Genomic DNA, 19,770 nt, shown 5'->3' on the forward strand with positions numbered 1-19,770 from the left:
CCCGTGGCCGGACCGCACGAGACCCCCCTCCTGCTGAGCGTCCTCGGCCCCATGTCGGCGCGTCAGGACGGCCATGACCTCCCCCTCGGCCCACCACGCCGCAGAGCCCTGCTCGCCCTGCTCCTGATACGCCTGGGGCGCGTGGTACCCACCGAACTGCTCATCGAGGAGCTGTGGGGCGAGGAGCCCCCGCGGCAGGCCGTCGCCACCCTCCAGAGCCACGTATCCCATCTGCGCCGCGCACTGCAGCCGGCGTCCCGGCCCGACCGCCCCACCGTGCTGCGTCATCGCGCCCCCGGCTACGTCCTGGAACTCGACCCCGAACAGATCGACGCCTGCCGCTTCGAGCGCCTGGTCGCCGAAGGACGGCGGCTGCTGGAGGAACGCGACCCGCTCGGCGCGCGGGACCGGCTCAGCGCGGCCCTGGCGCTGTGGCGGGGCTCGCCCTACGCCGAGTTCGACGGCCACCCCCCGCTCAGCGACGAGAGTTCGCGGCTCGAACACGTCCGGCTGACCGCCGTGGAGTCCTGCGCGGAGGCCCGACTCGCCCTCGGAGCGGCCCAGGAGGTCGCCGCGGACCTCGACCGCGAGGCCCGCCGCCACCCGGCGCGCGAACGACTGGTCGGCCATCTGATGACGGCCCTGTCCCAACTCGGGCGGCAGGCCGAGGCGCTGAAGGTGTACGAACGCACCCGCGTCCACCTGGACGAGGAGTTCGGCGTGGGAACGGCCGCCGAACTCCGCCGGGTCAGGACCGCGATCCTGCGCCAGGAGCCGGGAGCGTGCGGGCCCACCGCGGCACCACGCCCCGGTCGCCCCGATTCCGCCGGGACCGGACCGGGAGCCGCGGTGAACGCGGCCGCGAGGCCGGACGGCGGCGAGGCGGCAGGCAGGACCGAGCCGCACCCGCCCGTCCGCGCGGCGCAGGAGCCGCAACTACCCGCCGAGAACGAGGTGTCCGGTAGGGGCGACGGTAGGGCGGCGACCCCGGTCAGGCCCTTCACGGCAACGGCGGCCGACCGCAAGGAAGGCCTCCAGGACGTCGCCGGGTCCGCAGCGCGGCAAGGAGACGGGGCCGCCACCACCGACGGGGCAGCGGCGACGCGCACCACCGCCGGGCCGGACCACGCCCACCGAACGGCGCCGACCGCCGCGGACTCCCCGCCGGCCACCCCGGCCTCACCCACGAGCGCGGCGGACGCGCCGGCCCCGGAGAACCGCACGAGCCCGGAGATCTCAGGGGCGGTGCCCGACGGGCCGCGCACCCAGTCGCCGTTCACCGGCCGCAACGAGGAATTAGAGCGCCTGACGGCCGCGGCGAAGTGCGCGGTCGCCGGCCACGGCCATGTCGCGGGCGTCCTCGGCCCCGCCGGCGTCGGCAAGACCCGGCTGCTCCTCGAACTGGTCCCCAGGCTGGAGGCCGCCGGCGCCGCCCAGGCCGGCACCGATCCGGACCGTGCGGGCCTGGAGGTGATCTGGAGCCACTGCTTCCTCGGCGAGGGCGTACCGCCCTACTGGCTGTGGACCCAGATCCTCAGGCGGCTGTCCACGACCCGCCCGGACGCCTTCCGCGAGGCGGCGAAGCCGTTCGGCGCCCTGCTCGCCCCGCTGATGCCCGAGCGCGCGGCGCGGCCCGGCGGACCGGCCCCCGAATCCGACTGGGGCCAGGCCCGGTTCCTCACCCACGACGCGGTCTGCGAGGTCCTGCTCGCGCTCGCCACCCAGCGCCCGCTCGTCCTGCTCCTGGAAGACCTCCACTGGGCCGACACCGCCTCCCTGGACCTGCTCCGACTGCTGAGCACGCGCAGCCAGGGCCACCCGCTCGGCATCGTCCTGACCGCCCGCGAGTACGAGGTCGAGTCCGACGCGACGCTGCGCCGGATGCTCTCCGAGGTCCTGCGCGGCCCGCGGACCGAGACCCTGCGGCTCGGCGGCCTGTCCCGGCACGCCGTCGCCGCCCTCGTCGTCGCGCAGGCCGGCCCCGGTGTCGACGCGGAGGTCGTCGAGGTGCTCCACCGGCGCAGCGAGGGCAACCCGTACTTCGTCATGCAGCTCCTCTCCCTCCTGGGTGACGCGCGTAGCCTGCGCCGGCCCGACGCGGTGGACGTGCTGCTGACCCGCGTCCCGACCGGCGTCCGCGAGGCACTGCACCAGCGGTTCGCCGCACTGCCCGAGACGGTGCTGTGCGTACTGCGGCTGTGCGCCGTCATCGGCACCGAGATCGACACCGATCTGCTGGACCTGACCGCCATCGACAGCGAACCGGTCACCGAGGCACTGGAGTCGGCGATCCGCGCCGGGCTGCTCGGCGAGGACCCCCACCACCCGGAACGGCTCCACTTCACCCACGCCCTGGTCCAGGAGACGCTCATCGACGAGCTGACCCGCGAGGACCGGCAGCGGCTGCACGCGCGGGTCGCCGAGGGGATCTCCACCCGCAGGCTCGGGCGGGTGGCGGACGAGGAGATCGAGCGGGTCGCCCACCACGCCTGGCACGCCAAGAGCGCCATGCCGACCGCCGAAACGCTTCCTCTGCTGCTGCGCGCCGCCGAGCAGGCCGAGCAGCAACTCGCCTACGAGCAGGTGGAGACCTGGCTGCGCCGCGCGGTGCACCTGGTCGGCCTGCTGCCGCCCGGCGACCCCTCGGCCGCGTCCCTGGACCAGCGGCTGCACATCCAGCTCGGCCAGGTGCTGGCCACCACCCGGGGCTACGGCCACGCCGAGGCCGAGACGGCGCTCGCCCGCGGACGGGCCCTCAACTCGGTCACCCGCTCCCCCGAAGACCCGTCGGTGCTCTGGGCGCTGTGCGCGTCGGACCTCGTCACCGGCCGCTACGACACCTCACGCCGGTACTCCGGTCTGCTCCGGGAGCTCGCCGACCGCGACGGCCAGCCCGTGGCGGTGCTCGGCGCGGCCTACGGCGAGGGCATCGTCCTGCACGTCCGCGGCCAGTTGCGGCAGTCGCTCGCCGAACTGGAGCACGGCGTCGCCATGGCGGACGGCTACGCCCTCGAAGGCCACTCCCTGGCCCGCACCTTCCAGCACGACCCGCGCGTCTCCTGCCGCTCCTACAACACCTTCACCCACTGGCTCCTGGGCGACCGGGAGACCGCCACGGCCCGCCGCCGCGAACTGCTGCGCCTCACCGAGGACGACAGCCGGCCCTCCGACCGCTCCTTCGCCCTCTACGTGGACGCGGTCGTGGCGGCCTGGGAAGGCGACGCCGAGACGGCCCGCTCCTCCGGCGCCGAGGGAGTCCGGGTGGCGGACGAACACGGGCTGATCTACTGGAAGGCGATGCTCGGCATGCTGGAGGGCTGGGGCCTGACCTGCTCCGGACAGGAGGACGGCCTCGCCCTGATGCACTCCTGTCTCGCCGAACTCCGCAACTCCAGAACCCATCTGCGCCGCCCCCTCCACCTGGGCCTCCTCGGCCAGGCCCAGCACCGGGCCGGCCGCACGGAGGACGCGAGGACCACCTTCCACGCCCTCCTCGCCGTCATCACCCGACGCGGCGAACGCGTCTACCTCCACCCCGAACTCCCCGCCACCCGCCTCCTCCACGACCTCCTTGGCCGCGGGGCCGCGGAGTCGGTGGCAGCGGGGTGAGCGAACGGCTTTCGCTGCCCGCGCGGGAACTGGGGCGGCCGCTCCGTCGTCGTCACGAGCATGATCGAAAACTCCGGACCCGGATCCCTCCACTCGCTCCCGCTCGATGAACTGATCGCGGCCTGGGGCGGCGTAGGCCCCCGGTCCGAGCGGGCCGACGCGGACCCGCTCGTCGTGGACTGCGCGCGCCGGCTGGCCGCCGACCCCGGTGGGGAGTGGGCGCCGCTGTGGACCTTCGGGCTGGTGACGATGGCGTCCTACGTGGCGTGGAGGCCGGGGGAGGGCGTGGCGGGCCGCGTCGTGGAGGCGCTGCTCGCCGCCGACAGTGCGCTGGGCGGGGGCGGCTGCGCGCATGAGGCGCACCCCTTCCGGGCCGCACTGGAGCGCATCGACGACGACGAGGTCGGTGTCCTGGTGCCGGAACTCCGCGACTTCCCGGCCTTCGGAAGGGGAGAGACGGCCGATGCCGAGCACGACGACGCCTCGTGGTGCCCGACGAACGTCGCGACCTGCGCGCGGATCACCGCCGATGTCCTGACCCCCTTCAATGCGACGGGAACGGCGGGCACGAGGGGAACGACGGACATCCCGTCCGTCATCCCGCGCAAGGATTCCGACGCGCTCAGGTGGCTCTCCTCGACGCTCTGCGACCATCCCTATGGGGACCCCGGGTGGGAGCTGTCCCGCCTGGCGCTCTCGCTGCCCGACCACCCGTCCAAGGGCGTCCAGGCCGGCTATGTCGCGGCGATGCACGCCAGTCAGTGGTATGCGGTCTCGGGCCGCATCACCACTCCCGAAGCCCTCGACGACATGATCGAGGGCCTGGAGAAAGTGCTCGCCCAGCTTGCGGGCAGCACCTGCGCCCACACCCCCGCCGAGCACCCCGAGCCGCACTCCGACCCCGCCGGTGCGGCGCAGTTCGGTTTCTACCTGCGCAGCCCCGGGGGACGCGCCGAGCTGGCAGAGGGCGGCGGGCGGCGGGGCGACCTCCGGGGCTGGCTGTGTCCCGCCTTCCTGCACTCCCTCGCCGACGACGCCCTGGACGAACTGCGCGAGGGGTATGCGGAGTTGTTCGCCCCGCGGGAGACGGACCACCTCGACGAGGAGTTCCTGGGCGCGGACGGACGTCTCGCCCTCGACCGGCTGGCCCGCTTGCTGGACGACGAAGACCCCTCCATCGACGTGGACGACCTCGCGGTGTGGGCGGCCCGCCGGTACATGAGCGAGCGCATATCCGATCCGCGGGAACGGGCCGTACTGCTGCTGGTGATGCTGTGGTACGCGGAAGACCCCTACGAGATCCCCTACAACGCGGGGACGGAACTGCGCGACGCCCTGCGCACCGCGGCCGTTTCGCCTCTCGGCGCCGAGTGCCCGCACGGCGCCACCCACCCCGACACCGGCGACCGGCTGCCGTCCCTCCTCGACCACCTCCAGGCACCCGGCGAGTCCCCCGCACCCGGCGACGGCCTCACTCCCGACGTCTGGCTGTGCCCGCACCACCTCGTCGAACGAGCCCAGGAGGCGCTGGAGGAACTGGACGACGCCTTCGACGAGGACGAGTAGCGCACGGCGGCGGACGGCGGCCCGGAGCCGGGGCCGCCGCCAGGGCGGGACGTCCGCCGGCGGCAGCCCTCCGGGCCACGCACTACTCGTGGTCGCGCTCTCCGAATCAGCCGAACTGGCCGGGCTGGTAGTCGCCGGCGGGCTGCTGGACGATGACGTTCAGCCGGTTGTAGGCGTTGATGAGGGCGATCAGCGACACCAGGGCGATGAGCTGCTCCTCGTCGTAGTGCTTGGCGGCGTTCGCCCAGACCTCGTCCGTGACCCCGCCGGTCGCGTCGGCGAGGCGGGTGCCCTGCTCCGCCAGCTCCAGTGCCGCGCGTTCGGCCTCGGTGAAGACCGTGGCCTCCCGCCACGCCGCGACCAGGTTGAGGCGCGTCGAGGTCTCGCCGGCGGCGGCCGCTTCCTTGGTGTGCATGTCGAGGCAGAACCCGCAGCCGTTGATCTGGCTCGCGCGGATCTTCACCAGTTCCTGTGTCGCGGCCGGCAGTGCCGAGTCCGAGATCACCTTGCCTGCCGAGGTGAAGTGCTTGATCAGCTTGCCTGAGGCCGGGCTGGCGAAGAGGTTCAGGCGGGCGTCCATGGTGTGCTCCTTGGCCGTTGTCGTTGGCTACACCCCTATGACGGAATCGCTCGCCACGATGTGACACGGACGAGTGTGACGGGCGTCTCCTCCGCCCCGTCGTCACACTCCGGAACCATGAACTCACCCATCGCCATGAGCGCGGGATCAGATCTCGGGAAAGGTGTCGGGCACGCCGAGCGTCCCCGCGACGGCCCGCCAGACGGCAGCCTGGGCGGCGGCGAGGTCGATCTTGGGATCGTCCAGCATCAGCCGGATGCCGAAGCCGTCGCTGAGCGACAGCAGCAGCGTGCAGACCTCGTCGACATCGCAGTCGGCGAACTCGCCCGCGTCGATCCCCCGGCGGATCGCCCGGGCCAACCAGGTGTGCAGCTGGTCGTAGAGGTCGACGGCGAGCTTCTGCGCGGTCTCGTCGCGCAGGGCCCGCACCCACAGCTCCTGCCACAGCCGCCAGTCCTGCCGCAGCTCGGGGTCCGTGGGCAGCATGTTGTGCAGAATGCGGGCCAGGATCACGGAGGCGGGGACGGTGTCGGCGTCCCGTTCGAGTTCGGTACCGGTCTGCCCGAAGGAGTGGGTCATCGCCTCGGCGAACAGCCGCTCCCGGTTCTCGAAGTGGTAGTGCAGCAGGGCGGTGGACACCCCGGCGTGCTCCGCGACCATACGCATGCGGATCTTCTCGAAGCCGACCTCGGCGATCACTTCGCACGCGGCGGCGAGGATCCGCTCCCTCGTCTCGGCGGTCCGTTCGGCCTTGGCCACGTGCATGCTCCCCGGGTCGTCGTGTGCGGGACCGGCGCGGCGGGGCCCGTCCCGTTCCATCTTCGCGCATCCCCCCGTGCGTGCCGTGACCTACCGGTAGCGGTGGAAGCCCCGGCCCGACTTGCGGCCGAGCAGCCCGGCGTCGACCATCCGGGCCAACAGCGGCGGGGGTGCGTAGCGCGCCTCCCGGAACTCCTCGTACAGCGACTCGGCGATGGACCGCGCGGTGTCCAGGCCGATCAGGTCCACCAGGGCGAGCGGCCCGAGTGGATGGGCACACCCCAGGCGCATCCCGCGGTCGATATCGGCCGCCGAGGCCGCGCCGGACTCGACCATGCGTACCGCGTCGAGCAGATAGGGCACGAGCAGGGCGTTGACGATGAAGCCGGCGCGGTCCGCGGCGTCCACCACCTCCTTGCCCAGCACTCCGGCGGCGAAGGCCCGGGTCCGGCGGGTGGTGTCCGCTCCCGTCAGCAGGGAGGGCACCAGCTCGACCAGCGGCAGCACCGGTACCGGATTGAAGAAGTGCAGGCCGACGACCTGCTGGGGGCGCGTGGTCGCGGTGGCGAGCCGGGCGACCGGCAGCGACGAGGTGTTGGTGGCCAGGATCGCGTCCGGCCGCCGGACGATCGCGTCCAGCTGTGCGAAGACCGCCAGCTTCGCGGCCTCGTCCTCGGCGACCGCCTCGACGACCAGATCGCGGTCGGCCAGTGCGGCCGGGTCCGCCGTGACGGTGATCCTGGCGAGTGCGGCGTCCCGGTCGCGGCCGGAGAGCTTGCCGGCGGCCGCGGCGCGGGCGAGGGAACCGGCGATCCGGTCCAGCCCGGCGTCGGCCGCGCCCGAGCTCGACTCGACGACGAGCACGTCCCGGCCCGCCCGGGCGCAGACCTCGGCGATTCCGGAGCCCATCAGGCCGCAGCCCACGACCCCGATGCGTGCGATGTCGATGGCGGTTTCGGTGACGGTGTCGGCGTGGGTCTCGGTGTCGGCCCCGGCCTCGGTCTCGGTGCCGGTCCCGGCGCCCGTCTCGATGTCGGACAACGGTCCTCCCCTACTGGTCGATTGGCTGTGCGTCAGCGAATTCGGGGCGAGCCCGTCGCCCGTCAGGGCGGGCGGCCACCGGTCGTGGCCGCCCCCGGTGTGCCCCGGCGCACCGGCCGGGGCACACCGGCCGGGTGTCAGGAGGCGGTGGGCATCTGCAGCACGCCCGTGCCCCGCTTGACCAGTTCCCCGGCGATGATCAGGCGCTGGATCTCCGAGGTGCCCTCCCAGATCCGGTCCACCCGCAGCTCCCGGTAGAGCCGCTCGACGGGGTAGGAGCGGTCGTAGCCGCGCCCGCCGAAGATCTGCACGCAGCGGTCGATGACCCGGCCCGCCGCCTCGCTCGCCGCGAGCTTGGCGATGGCCGCCTTGGCGTGCAGCGTCTTGCGGTCGACGGTGCCGTCGTCCACCTCCCAGGCGACCTGGTGGGCGTAGGCGCGGTTGACCGCGATGTCCACCGCGCAGTCCGCCAGCATCCCCTGCACCAACTGGAAGTCCGCGATCGGCGACCCGAACTGCCGCCGCTCCACCGCCCAGTCCCGCGCCAGTTGCAGCGCCCGCTCCGCGGCGCCGGTCGTCCGGGCCGCGATCATCAGCCGCTCCTCGGTGAACCAGGACCGGGTGATGTCGTACCCCTGGCCCACTCCCCCGAGCACGGCGTCCTCGGGGACCCGCACGTCGGTGAAGGTGAACTCGGGGTGCTCGTAGACGAAGGTGTGCATGAAGCGCGGCACCCGGGTCATCTCGATGCCGGGGGTGTCCTTGTCGACGAGGAACAGCGTCGGTTCGCGGTCCGGGCCGGCCGCGGCCAGGACGATCATGAAGTCGGCGTGGTCGCCGACGGTGACGAACCACTTCTCGCCGTTCAGCAGCCAGCCGCCGTCGGTGCGGGTGGCGGTGGTCGCCAGGTTCTGCGGATCGGAGCCGGCGCCGGGTTCGGTCACCGCGTAGCAGTCCCGGCGCTCCCCGCGGATGACCGGTTCGAGGTAGCGCGCCCGCTGCTCGGGGGTGCAGAACCGCAGGGCGTTGGCCGGGCGCCACACGGTGTCCCACAGGGCGCCGGTGAGCTGGCCCAACTCCTCCTGCACGATGGCCTGTTCGAGGATGGTCAGGCCGGCGCCGCCCCACTCCCGGGGCATGTTGACGGCCTGCAGACCGCTGGCGAGAACGGCGTCGCGGATGGCGGCGTGCGCCTCGGCGGGCAGGCCGTTGTTCTCCTCGCAGTCGGTTTCGTACGCGGTGAGGGTCTCGGTGAGCTCGCGCGCGGTGCGCTGGAGCTCCGCTTGGCGCGGGGTGAGACGGAAGTCCATGTCAGTCCTCGGAAGTTCGTGGTCGTGGTGGGCCGGGGTGCGGTGGCGGGAGAGGGGTCAGGGCAGCGGGAGGGCGAGGGCGCGGGTGCCGCGCTTGATCAGCTCGTTGGCGATGATCAGGCGCTGGATCTCCGAGGTGCCCTCCCAGATCCGGTCCACCCGGAGCTCCCGGTAGAGCCGCTCGACGGGGTAGGAGCGGTCGTAGCCGCGCCCGCCGAAGATCTGCACACAGCGGTCGATGACCCGGCCCGCCGCCTCGCTCGCCGCGAGTTTCGCCGTCGAGGCCTTGGCGTGCAGCGTCTTGGGGTCGGCGCCCGGCTGGTCGGCCTCCCAGGCGACCTGGTGGGTGTACGCGCGGTTGACCGCGATGTCCACCGCGCAGTCCGCCAGCATCCCCTGCACCAACTGGAAGTCCGCGATCGGCGACCCGAACTGCCGCCGCTCCACCGCCCAGTCCCGCGCCAGTTGCAGCGCCCGCTCCGCGGCGCCGGTCGTCCGGGCCGCGATCATCAGCCGCTCGTCGGTGAACCACTCCTTGGTCAGCTCGTATCCGTTGCCGACGCCGCCGAGGACGTCCTCGTCGGGGACGAAGACATCGGTGAAGGTGAACTCCGGGTGCCCGTTGACGGCGGAGTGCATGAACCGCGGCACGCGGGTCATCGCCACGCCCGGTGCCTGCTTGTCGACGAAGAAGAGGGTGGCCGCCCGCTCCGGGCCGGCGTCCGCCTGCACCAGCAGGAAGTCGGCGATGTCACCGCAGGTCACAAACCACTTCTCGCCGTTGAGCAGCCAGCCGCCGTCGGTGCGGGTGGCGGTGCTGGTGCCGGACGCGGGGTCGGACCCGGCACCGGGCTCGGTGACCGCGAAGGCGTCGAAGCGCTCTCCCCGGATGACGGGCAGCAGGTACTTCTCCCGTTGGGCCTCGGTGCCGTACGCCAGGACGTTGGCCGGCCGCCAGGGGATGTCCCACAGGCAGTTGGTGACCTTGCCGAACTCCTCCTCGACGATGACCTGGTCGAGCAGGGAGAGCCCCGGGCCGCCCCACTTCTCGGGCATGTTGATGGCGTAGAGGCCGGCGTCGATGGCGGCCTGGGCCAGTTCGCGGACGGTGTCGGCGGGCAGCGGTCCGCCGGCCTCCTCGGACTGGTCCTCGTAGGCGTACAACCGCTCGGCGTAGGCGGCGGCGCGGGCCTTGAGATCGGCCTGTCGGGGGGTGTAGCGGAAGTCCATGGTCTCCTCCGGAGCGGTGGGCGGGGCGAGAGTGCGGTGCGTCAGGCCGGTACGGCGCGGGCGTCGAGTGCGAGGGCGCCGTCGGGGCGGACCAGCAGCGGATTGACCTCGATCTCGGCGATCTCGGGGTGTGCCGCGGCGAACGCGGTGAGGCGCTCGATGACGGCCGCCGCGGCGGCCACGTCGACCGCGGGCCGGCCGCGGACCCCCGTCAGCAGCGCGGACGTCCGCAGTCCGGTCAGCAGCGCTTCGGCACGGGCGGCGGGGACGGGTGCCAGGGCGAAGGCGACGTCGTGCAGCGCCTCGGTGAGCACCCCGCCCAGGCCGACCATGGCGACCGGGCCGAACCGGGGATCGCGGTTGACCCCCACGATCAGCTCGACGCCGTCCCTGAGGTCGGCCATCGCCTCCACCGAGTAGGAGCGGGCGCCGAGCCGGGCGTGCATCTCCCGGTGGGCGGCGAGCAGCGCGTCGCGGTCCGGCAGGCCCAGGACGACACCGCCGGCGTCGGACTTGTGCAGCAGGTGCAGGGCCTTGAGGACATACGGCCCGGGGAAGGCGTCGGCGGCGGCCGGCAGCCCGGCCTCGTCCGTCACCTCGCGGGCCTCGGGGAACGGCACGCCTGCCGCGCCGAGCAGTCCGCGGATGCCGTGGTAGCCGAAGTCCCGCAGCGGCCGGGCGGGCGGCGGCAGCGGACCTACGCCGGGCGCCTGCCGCCCTTCGGCGACGGTCAGGGCGGCCAGCGCCCGGGTCGCGTCCTCGGTGGCGGCGAAGACCGGCACGCCCGCCTCGACCAGGGTCCGGCAGCTGGGCGACTGGGGGAACATCGACTGGACCACCAGCGGTTTGGCGGTCTTCGCCCGATGCGCCGCGATCCGCTGGGCGGTCGCCAGCTCGCCCGCGGCGAGCGCGTTGCCGCCGCCCGCGGCGGAGGTCTCGGCGGCCGGGCCGCCCAGGCCGCCGGTCGCCGCCGAGTACCCGCCGAAGTACCCGGTCAGCAGGACGGAGTCGATCTCGTCCAGGCCGAGCAGGGCGGTGACGGTGTCGCCGTAGGAGTGCGGGTTCTGCTCCCCCATCCCGGCCAGATCGACCGGGTTGCCCACCGCGGACTGCTCCCACAGCGACTCTCTGAGCCGCTGCTGGGCGGCGGCGGAGAGTTCGGGTACGGCCAGTCCGGCGGCCTCGGCGGCGTCGGCGGCGATCGCGCCGTGGCCGCCGCCGTCGGTGCAGACCGCGGCGCGGCGGCCGGCCCGGGGGCGGGTGCCGTTCAGCGCGGCGAGGACCACGGCCATCTCGCGGGGGGTGGCGACCAGTTCGACGCCGGCGTCGCGGCAGGCGGCGGCCACCACGTCGGCGGAGGTGGTCAGGGCGCCGGTGTGGGACTGCGCGCTGCGGGCGGAGGCGCTGCCCCGGCCCGCGGTGAGCAGGACCACGGGCTTGTCCGCGTCGGCCGCGGCCTCGGCGAAGGCCCGGCCGTCGCCGAAGTCCTCGGCGTAGACGGCGATGGTGCGGGTCGCCTCGTGCCGGGCGGCGTCGGCCACCAGGTCGACGAGCGTGACGTCGGCCTGGTTGCCCAGCGAGACGAAGCGGGAGAAACCCAGGCCGTGCGGCGCACAGCGGAGCTGGAGTTCCAGCGCGAGGTTGCCGCTCTGGCTCAGCAGGGCGATACCGCCGGGCGCGAACCGGTCCGAGGCGAGGTACAGCTCGGTGGTGTTGTCGGCGATGCCGAGGCAGTTGGGGCCGACCAGGACGGCGCCGGCGGCGCGTACCCGCTCGGCGACGGCCTGTTGGCGGGCGCGGCCGGACTCCCCGGTCTCGGCGAAGCCGGCGGTGATGCCGACGATGGCGCGGGCACCGCAGGCCAGCGCGTCGTCGACGGCGGCCTCGAAGCCCGGGCCGGGCACGGAGACGACGACGAGTTCGACGGGCTCTCCGATCGCGGCGAGCGAGGTCGCGGCGGGCCGTCCCAGGACCGTGCCGCCGCGGCGGTTGACGAGGTGGACGGGGCGGCGGTCGGGTGCCCGCAGTGCCTGGGCGGCGACCGCGTGGCCGTACTTCGCCGGGTCGTCGCTGGCGCCCACCACCGCGACGGACTTGGGGTCGAACAGGGCCGACAGATCACGTACCACGGTCACCTCGCCAGTCGGAGTGCGGAGTTGGGGCAGGCCTCGGCGGCGGCGCGGGCGGCGTCCTCGTCGTCGCCGGGGGCGGGGTCGGCGACGACGGCGGCATAGCCCCACTCGTCGAGGTCGATGAGCTCGGGCGCGGGCTCCTGGCACAGGCCGTAGCCCTGGCAGCGGGTGGAGTCGAGGTGGAGTTTCACGGCTGGGTCCTTTCGGCGGGGGCGGGGTGCGCTCCCGTGGCGGGCGCGGTGCGGCCGGCGACGTGGGGCACGGCGACGGTGAGCCGGCCGGTGGCGGCGGTGCAGTCCGGGCAGGGTGCGTCGAGGTGGGCGCGGAGCAGGTGCGGGAAGGTGCGCAGCAGGCTGCCGGCGGTGCCGGCCGCGGCGTCGAGCAGTGCGCAGGCCCCGCGGCCGGGCAGCGAGGTGGACCACCGGCGCAGCCGGCCGGTGAGACCCTCGTCGGCGGTCCCGGTGCGCAGGGCGGCGACGGCCTCGCGGATCGCGCCGGTGCCGGCCACGCACACCCCGCACTGCCGGGCGCTCTGCGCGGCGAGGTGGGTCAGGGCCGCGTCGGCGAGCGGGACCGGGCACTCGCCGGGAGCCAGGAACCTGATCGCCCCGCAGCCCAGTGCGGTGCCGGCGACCGCGAGGGCGTCGGGTTCCAGGGGCAGATCGAGGTGGCCGGGCCCGATCAGCCCGCCGAAGAGCCCGCCCATGAGGGCGCCACCCGGCTCGGGGGTGCCCTGGGCCCGCGCCAGGTCCCGCAGGGTGCGCCCGTAGGGCACTTCGGCGAGCACGGGTTCTGCGGTGCCGCCGGAGAGCGTGACCAGGGTGGTGCGGGCGGTGTGGCGGCGGTGCTGCGGCCGGGCGGCGATCAGCGCGATCCGCGCCAGCGTCTCGACGTTGGCGACGAGGGTGGGGGCGCCGCCGACCCCCTGTTCGTGGGGCCGGGGCGGTTTGGCGGTGGGCAGGGCCGGACCGCCGTTGATCCGGCGGACCGCGGCGGTCTCCTCCCCGGCGACATAGGTGTGCGGGGTCTCGACGACGTCGACGGGAAGGTGCGGCGGGCGCTCGGCGAGGGCGGCGCGGATCCGCTCGGAGGCCACGGGGTCGGCGAGGTAGACGTAGCCGCGCTCGGCGCCGGTGATCTGCGCGGCCCGGGCCAGTCCGTCCAGCACCAGGTGCGGGCGGGCGCGCAGCAGCCAGCGGTCCTTGACGGAGCCGGGCTCGCCCTCCTCCCCGTTGGCGACGACGACGGGGCGGGGCCCGGCATCCCGTACCGCACGCAGTTTCCGGGCGGTGGGGAAGCCGGCGCCGCCCCGGCCGCGCAGCTCGGCGGCGGCGATCTGCTCCAGCAGCTCGGCCGGGGCGACGGCCGCCCGGTAGCCGCCGGCGGCCCGGTAGGCCTCGGCGCTCTCCGTCGTACCGGGCGCGGCGCCGAGCACGGTGGGGTATCCCGGACGCGCCAGGAAGTCGGTCCCGGTCATCCTCGGTCTCCGTCCGGTGGGGCGGCGCGCAGGGTGCGCACCGCGCTTTCCAGGGCTTGGCGGTCCGCGGCCGTTCGGCCGTATCCGGGGCCGGGCAGGCCGATCAGCATGCGGTGGTGGTCGAGCACGACCTCGGCCGCGAGCAGGGCGGCCTGCGGGTCGCCGGGGCGGCTGCCCTCGGCGACCGCCGTGACCAGGCCGGTCACCTCGCTGAGGTAGCGCAGCCAGCCGCGCTGGGTGCCGTGCAGCACCAGGCGCTCGACGCGGCCGCGCTCGGCCCGCTCGGCCGCCGCGGGCGGGTCCGCGGCGGCGTGGTGCGCACCGCGCAGGGCCGCGACGGTGGCGGGCAGCTCCCGCTCCGGTTCGGGGGTGAGCCCGAGCCAGACCAGGTTCCGACGACCGCTCATGCGTGCCTCCGGGGAGGGGTGGGGTGCCGGCACGGCGCGGGTGCGGGCCTCGGGGAGCAGCGCCCTTGGCTCGGTGCCGGGTGAGAGGGGGTGCGGTGGAGAGGTGCCGCTTGGGGATGCGGCCGGTGGAGCGGCGCACAGCGTGTTCCGCTCGCTTCGGGATCCGTACGGCGGAGCGCCGGACCGAGCGGCTCCACTAAACTAACTAATCAGTTAGTCAGGAAACAAGTCTTGACTTCAACGAAACCCGGCAGCAATCTGACTGACCAATTAGTCAGCACGGGATCCCGGAGCGGACCCTCCCCCGCGCCCTTCCGCCTCTGCGGCCCCTCGCCCGTGCGGCATTGAGGAGTTACCCGATGCACCCCGAAGCCACCGCAGCACCTCCGCAGCACGACTCCCCCGCACCCGCGCTCCCCGCCCGCTACTACACCGATCCGGCCACCGGCACCGCCGAGACCCGGCACATCTTCGCCCGGTCCTGGCAGCTGGTGTGCCATGAGAGCGACCTCCCCGGCCCGGGTGCGCGGCTCGCCGCCACCGTCGCCGACCGTGAGGTGCTGGTCGTACGCACCGAGGACGGCTCGCTGGCCGGGCACCTCAACGTGTGCCGGCACCGCGGCACCCGCCTGGTCGACGCTCCCGAACCGGCCGGCAAGGCGATCCGCTGCCCGTACCACGGCTGGACCTACAAACTCGACGGGCGGCTGGTCGGCGCGCCCGAGGCCCGGCAGATCCCCTGCCTGGACAAGCCCTCGCTCGGCCTGTTCCCCGTACGGGTCGAGTCGTTCCTCGGCTTCGTCTTCGCCAACCTGGATCCGGACGCCGTACCCCTGGCCGAGCAGTGCGCCGGGCTGACGGAGGCCGTCGGCCACTACGCGGACGCCGACCTGGTGCCGGTGGGCCGCAGCCGGATCCACGACCTGGCCGGCGCCGAGGTCCAGCAGGCCAACTGGAAGGTCGCCGTCGACAACTACCTGGAGGGCTACCACGTCCCGGTCGCCCACCCCGGGCTGATGCGGCTGCTCGACTACCAGGGCTACACCTGCGACATCGCCGAGAACTACGTCCTGTTCGCCTCACCGCTGCGCGACAAGCCCTCCTCCAACTGGGCCGAGCGGCTCTACCAGCGGCTGGCCTCCCCCATGCCGGGGCTGACCGAGGCGGACCGGCGGGTCTGGCGCTACGCGGTGATCTACCCCAACACACTCATCGACTTCTACCCCGACCATGTGCTTGCCTGGACCGCACTGCCGACGGCAGTCGACCGGGTCGCCGTCCCCGGCGCCTTCTACACGCGCCGCGGGACCAGGGCACGCACCCGGCTCGCCCGCCGGCTCAACATCCACATCGGCTGGATCACCAATGACGAGGACGCCGAACTCGTGGCCCGCGTACAGCGGGGACTGGGCACACCCGGCTTCGAGCCGGGCCCCCTGTCCCGCCGCGAGGCCGCGGTCGGCTGGTTCGCCGACCGGGTGCGCGCCGACCTCGGTGACGCGGTGGGCTGAGCCGCGCCGGTGAGGCAGCCGAACGAGCCGTCCCCCCACGGCGCGCGCCGCCCGCGCCACGGCTGACCGGTCCCGTACGGAGGGCAGGGCCTCCGTACCTCCGTGACCGCGCCCTGACGAGCAGCGCTTCCCCTACGGAGAGGACACCGATGTCCCCCGAGGCACCCCCGCCCCCACCCCCGTCCCGGCGCGCGTTCCTGCGCGCGGGCGCCGCCGCGGCCTTCGCCCTGGGCCCGGCCGGCTGCGGATTCCTGCCGGAGAGCCGCAACGCCTTCGGCGACCCGGACCGGCCGATCGACGTCAAGGCCGACGGCGACCTGGTCTATTTCAACTGGGCGGACTTCATCGCGCCGGCCGTCTTCGACGGGTTCGAGAAGGAGTACGGCGTCAAGGTCGTCCAGTCGAACTTCGACTCGATGGAGGGCATGGCCGCCAAGCTCAACGCCGGCAACCGCTACGACATCATCTTCCCCAGCGCGAAGTGGGCGCAGCGGCTGGCCCAGGGCGGCCGGCTGCGCCGGATCGACCACTCCCGACTGACCCACGCCGCCGCCGTCTTCGACCACTACCCGTACTTCGCCGACCCCTGGTACGACCGGCACTCCGCGCACACCGTCCCGTTCACCATGTACAAGACCGGGATCGGCTGGCGGAAGGACCGGCTCGGCGACGATCTCGCCGGCTCCTGGGACGATCTGTGGAACCCCCGCGCCAAGGGCCAGGTCTTCGTGCTCGACGACCGCGACGAGGTGCTGGGCATGGCCGCGCTCAAGCTCGGCCTGGACATCGGCACATCCGACCCGCAGGACCTCGCCCGGATCACCCGGACCCTGCAGGGCCTGCGCCCCAGGCTGCGCGGCTTCTCCAGCGACAGCTACAACAACCTGCTCAACGGCAACGCGGCGATGACCCAGGCCTGGAGCGGGGACATGGCCGCGATGCTCGGGCAGGCCAAGGACCCCTCCGTCCTCGGCTTCGAGGTGGCCCGGGAGGGCGCGCCGATCAACTCGGACTGCTACGCGATCCCCACCGACGCCCGCCACCCCGGCACCGCGATGCTCTTCATCGACTACCTCCTGCGGCCCGCGAACGTCCGCAAGAACATCGAGTACATCGGCTACCCCATGCCGGTGCACGGCAGCGAGGAGGTCTACGCCGCCCTGGTGAAGCCGTTCCCGCAGTGCCTGGTCGCCCCCGACGACCTCAAGGGCGACCTCTTCTTCCGCAACGCCTCGTCGAAGGGCGAGCAGGCCCGCGACTCCGCCTGGACCCACGTGAAAGCCGGCTGACATGGCACAACGCACCCCCTCCGGGGCACTCCGAGCGCAGCGCGGCCGCTCCGCGTCCGGCACTCGGCTGTGGACCTGGCTCATGCTCCCGGGCACCCTCTGGATGACCGGATTCCTCATCGCCTCCCTGATCCTGGTGGCCACTCTGGCCCTGGGGACCACCGACCCGCTCGGCAACCCCCGCTTCGGGTTCGACCTCGACAACGTCAAGGCGCTGGCCGACCCGGCGTACCGCATCGTGCTGCTGCGCTCGCTGGCGTTCGCGCTGATCGCCTGTGCGGTGTGCCTGGTCGTGGCCTACCCGGTCGCCTATGTCATCGCACTGCACGGCGGACGGTTCAAGAACCTGCTGATCGCCGCGATCGTGGTGCCGTTCTTCGCCAACTACCTGGTGCGGATGTACGGCTGGTCGGTGGTGCTCTCCGACGGCGGCCCGGTGCTGAGGGCGCTGCGCGCCGTCGGGCTGGCGGACGCCCACACCAAGATCCTGCAGAGCGGCACCGGCGTCATCGCCGGGCTCGTCTACGGCTTCGTCGTCTTCATGATCATCCCGCTCTACGCGGCGCTGGAGCGGATGGACCTGTCGCTGATCGAGGCCGGGCGGGACCTCTACGGAGGCCCCCTGAGGACGTTCTTCTTCGTCACCCTCCCCGCGACCCGCCAGGGCGCGGCGGCCGGCGCGGTGCTGGTCCTCCTGCCCGCCATGGGCGACTTCGTGAGCGCACAACTGATGGGCGGCCCGGACCAGATCATGATCGGCAACCTGATCCAGGACAAGTTCTTCCAGGGCCAGAACTGGCCGCTGGGATCCGCCCTGACCATGCTGATGATGGCGGTGCTGTTCCTCGGGATGCTCGGCTATCTGCGGCGCACCCGCAAGGACGAGGCGGAGGCCGCCCGATGACGCCCCGCACTCCCAGGCGCGACCGCCGCGGCACCGAGCGCAGGCCCCGGCTGGCCCTGGCCGTCACCGCCGCCTTCTTCCTGCTGCTCTACCTCCCCATCGGCGTCGTGGTCCTCTTCTCCTTCAACGCCCAGAAGTCCCTCACCGTCCTCAAGGGCTTCAGCCTGCGGTGGTACACGGCCTTCTTCCACGACAACGTGCTGATCGAATCGCTCGGGATGAGCCTGCGGGTCTCCCTGGTGGCCATGGCCGGCTCGGTGGTGCTCGGTGTGGCGCTGGCACTCGGCCTGGTGCGCAGCCGTACCCGGCTCGGTTCGCTGGCCGGCCTGATCATGCTGGTCCCGCTGGTCACCCCCGAGATCGTCACCGGCGTCGCCGCGATGCTGCTCTTCAAGGGCGTGGGCGTCACCCTCTCCTCAGGCACCGTGATGCTCGCCGAGGTCACCTTCTCCATCTCCTATGTGACGGTGATCCTTCGCTCGCGGATCGCCGCCCTCAACCCGGAGGTCGAGGAGGCGGCGATGGACCTGGGCGCCACCCGCCTCCAGGCCCTGCGCCTGGTCACCCTGCCCGCCCTGCTCCCCAGCATCCTGGCCGCCGCGGTGCTGATCTTCGCCCTGGTCTTCGACGACTTCGTGCTCGCCTACTTCACCACCGGCGTGGACCCCCAGCCGCTGTCCGTACGCATCTACTCGGCCATCCGCTTCGGCGTACAGCCCACCATCAACGCGGTCGGCACCCTGATGCTGGCCGGCTCCATCGGCCTGATCGGTCTCGCCCTGGCCATTCCGCGGCTGTTCGGCCGCCGCGGCGGCCTCGATCTGCTCTCCGGGAAGTGACCCATGCCCTCCACCGACTCCCCCTCCCCCGGCGTGACCGCCTCCGAAGCCCGGCCCGCCGTCCGGCTCGACGGCGTCAGCAAGAACTACGGCGGTTCCTACGCGGTGCGCGACCTCTCCCTCGACATCGCCCCCGGCGAGTTCTTCGCCCTGCTCGGGCCGTCCGGCTGCGGCAAGACCACCTCGCTGCGCATGATCGGCGGCTTCACCGACCCCACGTCCGGCACCGTCCTGCTCGGCGGCGAGGACGTCACCGCGCTGCCCCCGGACAAGCGCAACGTCAATACGGTCTTCCAGAGTTACGCCCTCTTCGACCACCTCTCGGTGGCCGACAACGTCGCCTTCGGCCTCAAGCGCAAGGGCGTCGGCCGGTCCGAGATCCGCGAGCGGGTCGCCACTATGCTGGAGCGGGTGCAGCTCGGCGGCCTCGGCGACCGCAAGCCGCGCACCCTCTCCGGCGGGCAGCGCCAGCGGGTCGCGCTGGCCCGCGCCCTGGTCAACCGCCCCCAGGTCCTGCTGCTCGACGAGCCGCTGGCCGCGCTCGACCTCAAGCTGCGGCGGCGGATGCAGGTCGAACTCAAGCAGATCCAGCGCGAGGTCGGCATCACCTTCGTCTTCGTCACCCACGACCAGGACGAGGCGCTGACCATGGCGGACCGGGTGGCGGTGATGAACGAGGGCCGGGTCGAGCAGTGCGGCACGCCCGAGGACGTCTACGAGCGTCCCGCCAACCGCTTCGTGGCCTCCTTCATGGGGACCTCCAACCTGGTGCCCGGCACCTACCGGGACGGGCAGGTCGTCCTGGACTGCGGTCCCGCGCTGCCGGTCGGCAGACGCGCCGGCATCGCCGACGGCAGCGGCGTCAGCCTGTCGATCCGGCCCGAGAAGATCTGGCTCTCCGAGTTCGAAGCGGGCATGGCGCTGGTCCAGGGCGTGGTCCGGGAGACCGTCTACTCCGGCCCCACCACCACCTACCTCATCGAACTGGCCCCCGGCGTCACGGTGTCCGTACTGGAGCAGAACACCGACCGCTCCCGCATGGAGGACCGCTGGCACGGCGGCGAGCGGGTGGAGATCGGCTGGCGGCCCGAGCACTGCCTGGTCCTCGACTGATGG

16 protein-coding genes are annotated in these 19,770 nt (G+C 73.2%); 7 read left to right on the top strand and 9 right to left on the bottom strand.

Annotated elements, in window-relative coordinates; all coding sequences use genetic code 11:
* Positions 1 to 3: 3 nt before the first annotated feature.
* Complete coding sequence (locus WAB15_RS07735) at positions 4 to 3,609, top strand: BTAD domain-containing putative transcriptional regulator (RefSeq protein WP_407285777.1); 3,606 nt, start codon at positions 4 to 6, stop codon at positions 3,607 to 3,609.
* Positions 3,610 to 3,669: 60 nt separating this feature from the next.
* Positions 3,670 to 5,175, top strand: a complete 1,506-nt coding sequence (locus tag WAB15_RS07740; protein ID WP_407285778.1) for a hypothetical protein — start codon at positions 3,670 to 3,672, stop codon at positions 5,173 to 5,175.
* 106 nt (positions 5,176 to 5,281) lie between these two features.
* On the opposite strand, the gene WAB15_RS07745 is transcribed toward WAB15_RS07740, so the two are convergent.
* The 9 genes from WAB15_RS07745 to WAB15_RS07785 form a co-directional block, all read right to left on the bottom strand.
* Positions 5,282 to 5,755 (bottom strand): carboxymuconolactone decarboxylase family protein, encoded by a 474-nt coding sequence (locus WAB15_RS07745; protein WP_399144006.1) that lies wholly within the window; start codon positions 5,753 to 5,755, stop codon positions 5,282 to 5,284.
* A 147-nt stretch (positions 5,756 to 5,902) separates the two neighbouring features.
* A complete protein-coding gene (locus WAB15_RS07750) occupies positions 5,903 to 6,574 on the bottom strand; it encodes a TetR/AcrR family transcriptional regulator (protein WP_399144007.1) in 672 nt (223 codons plus the stop codon).
* A 30-nt stretch (positions 6,575 to 6,604) separates the two neighbouring features.
* Positions 6,605 to 7,462 carry a 3-hydroxybutyryl-CoA dehydrogenase gene (locus WAB15_RS07755; protein ID WP_399144513.1) on the bottom strand — a complete coding sequence of 286 codons (858 nt, stop codon included), beginning with the start codon at positions 7,460 to 7,462 and terminating at the stop codon, positions 6,605 to 6,607.
* A gap of 230 nt (positions 7,463 to 7,692) precedes the next feature.
* Entirely contained in the window at positions 7,693 to 8,865 is a 1,173-nt protein-coding gene (locus WAB15_RS07760; protein ID WP_407285779.1) for an acyl-CoA dehydrogenase family protein, read from the bottom strand.
* A gap of 57 nt (positions 8,866 to 8,922) precedes the next feature.
* Positions 8,923 to 10,095 (bottom strand): acyl-CoA dehydrogenase family protein, encoded by a 1,173-nt coding sequence (locus tag WAB15_RS07765; protein WP_407285780.1) that lies wholly within the window; start codon positions 10,093 to 10,095, stop codon positions 8,923 to 8,925.
* A gap of 41 nt (positions 10,096 to 10,136) precedes the next feature.
* A complete protein-coding gene (locus WAB15_RS07770; protein WP_407285781.1) occupies positions 10,137 to 12,230 on the bottom strand; it encodes an acetate--CoA ligase family protein in 2,094 nt (697 codons plus the stop codon).
* Positions 12,227 to 12,418 carry a ferredoxin gene (locus tag WAB15_RS07775; RefSeq protein ID WP_407285782.1) on the bottom strand — a complete coding sequence of 64 codons (192 nt, stop codon included), beginning with the start codon at positions 12,416 to 12,418 and terminating at the stop codon, positions 12,227 to 12,229. The genes WAB15_RS07770 and WAB15_RS07775 overlap by 4 nt, the downstream gene beginning before the upstream one ends.
* Entirely contained in the window at positions 12,415 to 13,704 is a 1,290-nt protein-coding gene (locus tag WAB15_RS07780) for an NADH-ubiquinone oxidoreductase-F iron-sulfur binding region domain-containing protein (protein ID WP_407285783.1), read from the bottom strand. Before WAB15_RS07780 ends, WAB15_RS07775 begins: the two co-directional genes overlap by 4 nt.
* Complete coding sequence (locus WAB15_RS07785; RefSeq protein ID WP_399144013.1) at positions 13,701 to 14,111, bottom strand: hypothetical protein; 411 nt, start codon at positions 14,109 to 14,111, stop codon at positions 13,701 to 13,703. Before WAB15_RS07785 ends, WAB15_RS07780 begins: the two co-directional genes overlap by 4 nt.
* Before the next feature lie 359 nt (positions 14,112 to 14,470).
* On the opposite strand from WAB15_RS07785, the gene WAB15_RS07790 reads away from it, so the two are divergent.
* From WAB15_RS07790 to WAB15_RS07810, 5 genes are all read left to right on the top strand, one after another.
* On the top strand, positions 14,471 to 15,622 hold the full coding sequence (locus WAB15_RS07790; protein WP_407285784.1) for an aromatic ring-hydroxylating oxygenase subunit alpha: 1,152 nt from the start codon (positions 14,471 to 14,473) through the stop codon (positions 15,620 to 15,622).
* 149 nt (positions 15,623 to 15,771) lie between these two features.
* Positions 15,772 to 16,911 (top strand): spermidine/putrescine ABC transporter substrate-binding protein, encoded by a 1,140-nt coding sequence (locus WAB15_RS07795; protein WP_407285785.1) that lies wholly within the window; start codon positions 15,772 to 15,774, stop codon positions 16,909 to 16,911.
* A 1-nt stretch (position 16,912) separates the two neighbouring features.
* Entirely contained in the window at positions 16,913 to 17,815 is a 903-nt protein-coding gene (locus WAB15_RS07800; protein WP_407285786.1) for an ABC transporter permease, read from the top strand.
* Positions 17,812 to 18,654 (top strand): ABC transporter permease, encoded by an 843-nt coding sequence (locus WAB15_RS07805; RefSeq protein WP_399144018.1) that lies wholly within the window; start codon positions 17,812 to 17,814, stop codon positions 18,652 to 18,654. Before WAB15_RS07800 ends, WAB15_RS07805 begins: the two co-directional genes overlap by 4 nt.
* A gap of 3 nt (positions 18,655 to 18,657) precedes the next feature.
* Positions 18,658 to 19,767 (top strand): ABC transporter ATP-binding protein, encoded by a 1,110-nt coding sequence (locus tag WAB15_RS07810; RefSeq protein WP_407285787.1) that lies wholly within the window; start codon positions 18,658 to 18,660, stop codon positions 19,765 to 19,767.
* The last annotated feature ends 3 nt before the right edge of the window (positions 19,768 to 19,770 follow it).

It is taken from the genome of Streptomyces sirii, from assembly GCF_045690365.1.
In the GTDB taxonomy this organism is placed as follows: domain Bacteria; phylum Actinomycetota; class Actinomycetes; order Streptomycetales; family Streptomycetaceae; genus Streptomyces; species Streptomyces sirii.